At 66.9% G+C, this 4,736-nt stretch carries 6 protein-coding genes; all 6 read left to right on the forward strand.

All coding sequences use genetic code 11. The features are described from left to right. The coding region (locus QOC69_RS17815; protein WP_526441917.1) for an adenosylhomocysteinase at nt 1-293 on the forward strand (293 nt) is incomplete at its 5' end. 184 nt (nt 294-477) lie between these two features. Beyond that, the gene (locus tag QOC69_RS17820) at nt 478-1,746 is read left to right on the forward strand and encodes a lipase family protein (protein ID WP_526441926.1); all 1,269 of its coding nucleotides are present in this window, start codon (nt 478-480) and stop codon (nt 1,744-1,746) included. A 34-nt stretch (nt 1,747-1,780) separates the two neighbouring features. Beyond that, nucleotides 1,781-1,915 carry a hypothetical protein gene (locus QOC69_RS17825; protein WP_526441919.1) on the forward strand — a complete coding sequence of 45 codons (135 nt, stop codon included), beginning with the start codon at nt 1,781-1,783 and terminating at the stop codon, nt 1,913-1,915. Between the two features lie 32 nt (nt 1,916-1,947). Beyond that, nucleotides 1,948-2,577: a dTMP kinase gene (locus QOC69_RS17830; RefSeq protein ID WP_526441921.1), complete on the forward strand. Its 630-nt coding sequence runs from the start codon at nt 1,948-1,950 to the stop codon at nt 2,575-2,577. A 62-nt stretch (nt 2,578-2,639) separates the two neighbouring features. Beyond that, the gene (gene mtrA / locus QOC69_RS17835; protein ID WP_184443923.1) at nt 2,640-3,326 is read left to right on the forward strand and encodes a two-component system response regulator MtrA; all 687 of its coding nucleotides are present in this window, start codon (nt 2,640-2,642) and stop codon (nt 3,324-3,326) included. Further along, a partial coding sequence (gene mtrB, locus QOC69_RS17840; protein ID WP_526441924.1) for an MtrAB system histidine kinase MtrB occupies nt 3,323-4,736 on the forward strand: 1,414 nt, incomplete at its 3' end. The genes mtrA and mtrB, both read left to right, overlap by 4 nt.

Consider the following 4,736-nt stretch of genomic DNA (forward strand, 5'->3'; position numbering starts at 1 on the left):
TCATCGTGCTGTCCGAGGGCCGGCTGCTGAACCTGGGCAATGCCACCGGGCACCCGTCGTTCGTGATGAGCAACAGCTTCTCCAACCAGGTGATCGCCCAGATCGAGCTGTGGACCAAGAACGACGAGTACGACAACGAGGTCTACCGGCTGGCCAAGCACCTCGACGAGAAGGTCGCCAAGATCCACGTCGAGGCCCTCGGTGGTTCGCTGACCCGGCTCACCAAGGAGCAGGCGGAGTACATCAACGTCGACGTGGACGGCCCGTACAAGCCGGAGCACTACCGCTACTGAGTTTCCGGTCGAGACTGCGGACAGATCGCGAAAACGCCGATCTGTCCGCAGTTTTGGCGTCGAGGTAAGCCGCATCATCGAACTCATCGACAAGTAGAAACTGCCCCGTCGGTGATACCGGATCTGTTACGGTCCGCGGGTGCTTCGGGGACTGGTGCGGCTGGTCGTCGTCGTCATTCTTACCATGACACTCGGGATCCCGCCGCAGGCATCCGCCGACCCCACCATTGATGGGCACGACCCGTACTTCAACGAAGACGAGTACACCGAGTTCTACACGCCACCGGATCCGTTGCCGCCGGGAGCGCCCGGCGACGTGATCCGCAGCGAGCCGTCGCGGCTGGTGCTCGAGCCGTCGGGTCAGCTGGGCGCGATCATGGCGACCGGCACGCGAATCATGTACCGCAGCATCGACGCTCGCGGAAACCCGATGGCCGTGACGGGCACCTACTTCGAGCCGTACAACGACTGGCCCGGAAAGGGCCCGCGGCCCCTGATCGTCTACGGCCCGGGCACCCAGGGCCAGGGGGACCAGTGTGCACCGTCGCGACAGTTCAACCAGGGCATCCATTGGTCCCCGTGGCTGGACCTTGCGTTCAACTACGAGGAGCTGTTCGTAGCCACCATGGTGGCCCGCGGCTTCGCCATCGTGATGACGGATTATCAGGGCCTCGGAACCCCGGGCCTGCACACCTACGTCAACCGGGTCGCCGAGGGCAACGCGATGCTCGACGCCGGACGCGCCGCGATGCGGCTGCCGGAGACTTCGCTGGATCCGCATGGGCCGCTTGCCTTCTGGGGGTATTCGCAGGGTGGCGGCGCTGCTGCGGCGGCGGCCGAGCTTGCTCCCTCCTACGCTCCCGAGCTTCACGTCGTCGGGACCTACGCGGGCGCACCGCCCGCAGACCTCAAGGAACTCTTCCCCTACGCGGACGGTAGTGCGCTGGTGGGCGTCGTCGGCTACGCCCTGAACTCCGTCATCACCACGTATCCCGAGTTCGAGCAGGCCATCCGCGACAAGCTGACACCGCGCGGTGAAGATCTGCTCTACAAGGTCCAGGACCAGTGCATCGCCGAGACCATCACGAAGTTCATGTTCAGGCACCTTCAGCCCTACTTCACCGAGGACGTCTTCCAACTGGTGAACGAGGAACCGTTCAGCAGCCTCTTCGACCTGCAGCGCATCGGTCGGTTGAAGCCGAACTCGCCAGTGTTGATCAACAGCAACCGCTTCGACCCGCTGGTGCCGTGGACCGGTGCCAATCAGCTCGGTCGAGACTGGTGCGCGCAGGGGGCCGACGTCGAGTTCCGCACCAATGAACAGCCGCCGTTTCTCAACAAGCTGGTGGTGAACCATGCGTTGCCGATGCTGGTCGACGGTGAATCCGCGATGCAGTGGATCGCCGACCGGTTCAACGGCGTGCCGACGGCGCCGAACTGCGGGACGTACTGACGCCCTTGTCCGCAGGATAGCCGTCATTCTCGCCATGGCGCTGATCAAGTCGCGCTTGATCATTCGCGAATTCATGGAGGGGCACGCCGCACCGGCGTGGCTGCGCGCGGGCACCGACACCTGGCTGGTCGTCATGTTCGGCGCCGTTCTGGCGATGTACCTCTGGTGATTTCCGGGCGGTAGCCCGGTTACGCTCGCCGAGTGCTCATCGCGATCGAGGGCGTCGACGGCGCAGGCAAGCACACCCTGACGCAGGGTCTGCGCGCGGCGTTCGAAACTGCGGGCAAGTCGGTCGCCACCCTTGCCTTCCCCCGGTACGGCGCCTCTGTGCACGCCGATCTGGCCGCCGAGGCGCTGCACGGCGGCCACGGCGACCTGTCGTCGTCGGTGTACGCCATGGCGGTGCTGTTCGCGTTGGACCGCGCCGGTGCACACGCCGAGATCGCGGGTCTGAGCGCCGACCACGACGTCGTCATCCTCGACCGCTACGTCGCGTCCAACGCCGCCTACAGCGCGGCGCGACTGCATCAGGGCGTCGACGGCGACGTGGTGGCGTGGCTGCGCGAGCTGGAGTTCGAACGGTTGGGCAACCCCGCGCCGGACTGGCAGGTGTTGCTCGCGGTACCCACCGAGCTCGCCGCGCAACGGGCGCAGCGCCGCGCCGACGCCGACGCCGCGCGTGCCCGCGATGCCTACGAGCGCGACGACGGGCTGCAGCGCCGCACCAGCGAGGCGTACGCCGCGTTGGCCGCCGCGCAGTGGGGTGGACGCTGGGTGGTGGCCGGGCCGGACGTCGACGCGGCCGATCTCGCCCCGACGCTGGCCCCCTGACCGGGCTAAGCGGGCAAAACACCCGGTGTGGTATCCCGGCTTTATCGCGATTCGGTGACACCATGGACACCATGAGGCAAAGGATCCTAGTCGTCGATGACGACCCATCGCTGGCCGAGATGCTGACGATCGTGCTGCGCGGTGAAGGTTTCGACACCGCAGTGATCGGTGACGGCACCCAGGCCCTGACCGCGGTCCGTGAGCTGCGGCCCGATCTGGTGCTGCTGGATCTCATGCTGCCGGGCATGAACGGCATCGACGTCTGTCGGGTGCTGCGCGCCGATTCGGGTGTGCCGATCGTGATGCTGACCGCCAAGACGGACACCGTGGACGTCGTGCTGGGTCTGGAGTCGGGCGCCGACGACTACGTGATGAAGCCCTTCAAGCAGAAGGAACTCATCGCACGGGTGCGTGCGCGGCTGCGCCGCAACGACGACGGACCCGCCGAGATGCTCTCGATCGCCGACATCGACATCGACGTGCCCGCCCACAAGGTCACCCGGATGGACGAGCAGATCTCGCTGACGCCGCTGGAGTTCGACCTGCTGGTGGCGTTGGCGCGCAAACCGCGGCAGGTGTTTACTCGGGATGTGCTCCTCGAACAGGTCTGGGGATACCGACACCCCGCCGACACTCGTTTGGTGAACGTGCACGTCCAGCGGTTGCGCGCCAAGGTCGAGAAGGATCCGGAGAACCCGCAGGTGGTGCTCACCGTTCGAGGAGTGGGATACAAGGCCGGACCTCCGTGATCTGGGGCTCGAGACGGCGCATCCGCAGCCGCTCGGCGCCGATGCTGCGCGGGCTGGGAGCGCTGGGTCGAGCGCTGGGCTTCGCATGGCGTCGATCACTCCAGCTGCGCGTTGTGACGTTGACCCTCGGGCTGTCCCTCGCCGTGATCCTCGTCCTGGGCTTCGTGCTGACGAGCCAGATCACCGACCGCACCCTCGAGGTCAAGGTCCGTGCGGCGACCGAGGAGATCGAGCGGGCCCGCAACACGGTGAGCGGGATCGTCGGCGGCGAGGAGACCCGCTCGCTGGACAGCAGTCTGCAGTTGGCCCGCAACACCCTGATCGACCGCAAGGCGGATTCCGGCGCCGGGCTGGCCGGCGCGTTCGACGCCGTGCTGGTGGTGCCCGGCGACGGTCCGCGGGCGGCGACCGCGGCGGGGCCCGTCGACCAGGTGCCCAACACCTTGCGGGACTTCGTCAAGGCCGGCCAGGTCAGCTATCAGTACGCGACGGTGCGCGCCGACGGCTTCTCCGGACCCGCGCTGATCGTCGGCAGCCCCACGTCGTCGCCGGTGACCAATCTCGAGCTGTACCTGATCTTCCCGTTGCACAACGAGCAGAGCACCATTGCCCTGATGCGCGGCACCATCCTCACCGGTGGTTTGGTGCTGCTCGGCCTGCTGGCCGCCATCGCGCTGTTGGTGGCGCGCCAGATCGTGCTCCCGGTGCGGTCGGCGTCGCGGATCGCCGAACGGTTCGCCGAGGGCCACCTGACCGAGCGGATGCCGGTGCGCGGCGAAGACGACATGGCGCGGCTGGCAGTGTCGTTCAACGACATGGCCGAGAGCTTGTCGCGGCAGATCACCCAACTCGAGGAGTTCGGAAATCTGCAGCGCCGCTTCACTTCCGACGTCAGCCACGAGCTACGCACCCCGTTGACGACCGTCCGGATGGCCGCCGACCTGATCTATGACCACAGCGAGGACCTCGAGCCCGCACTGCGACGGTCCACCGAGTTGATGGTCAGCGAGTTGGACCGGTTCGAGACGCTGCTGAACGACCTGCTGGAGATCTCCCGCCACGACGCCGGCGTCGCCGAGTTGTCGGTGGAGTCGGAGGACCTGCGGGCCGTGGTGGAGAGTGCGCTCGACAACGTCGGTCATCTGGCCAACGACGCCGGAGTGGACCTGATCGTCGACCTGCCGGCGACGGAAGTGATCGCCGAGGTCGATCCGCGACGCGTGGAACGGATTCTGCGCAACCTCATCGCCAACGCCATCGACCACGCCGAGCGCAAGCCGGTACGGATCCGGATGCTGGCCGACGACGACACCGTCGCGGTCACGGTGCGCGACTACGGCGTCGGTCTGCGTCCCGGTGAGGAGAAGCTCGTCTTCAGCCGCTTCTGGCGGTCCGACCCGTCACGCGTGC

The organism is Mycobacterium sp. (assembly GCF_032162105.1).
Classification (GTDB): Bacteria; Actinomycetota; Actinomycetes; order Mycobacteriales; family Mycobacteriaceae; genus Mycobacterium.

What these genes read in the sequence shown, in the direction of transcription:
- mtrA (WP_184443923.1), top strand. Translation starts at nt 2,640, where the DNA reads ATGGACACCATGAGGCAAAGGATCCTAGTCGTCGATGACGACCCATCG.
- QOC69_RS17825 (WP_526441919.1), top strand. Translation starts at nt 1,781, where the DNA reads ATGGCGCTGATCAAGTCGCGCTTGATCATTCGCGAATTCATGGAGGGG.
- QOC69_RS17820 (WP_526441926.1), top strand. Translation starts at nt 478, where the DNA reads ATGACACTCGGGATCCCGCCGCAGGCATCCGCCGACCCCACCATTGAT.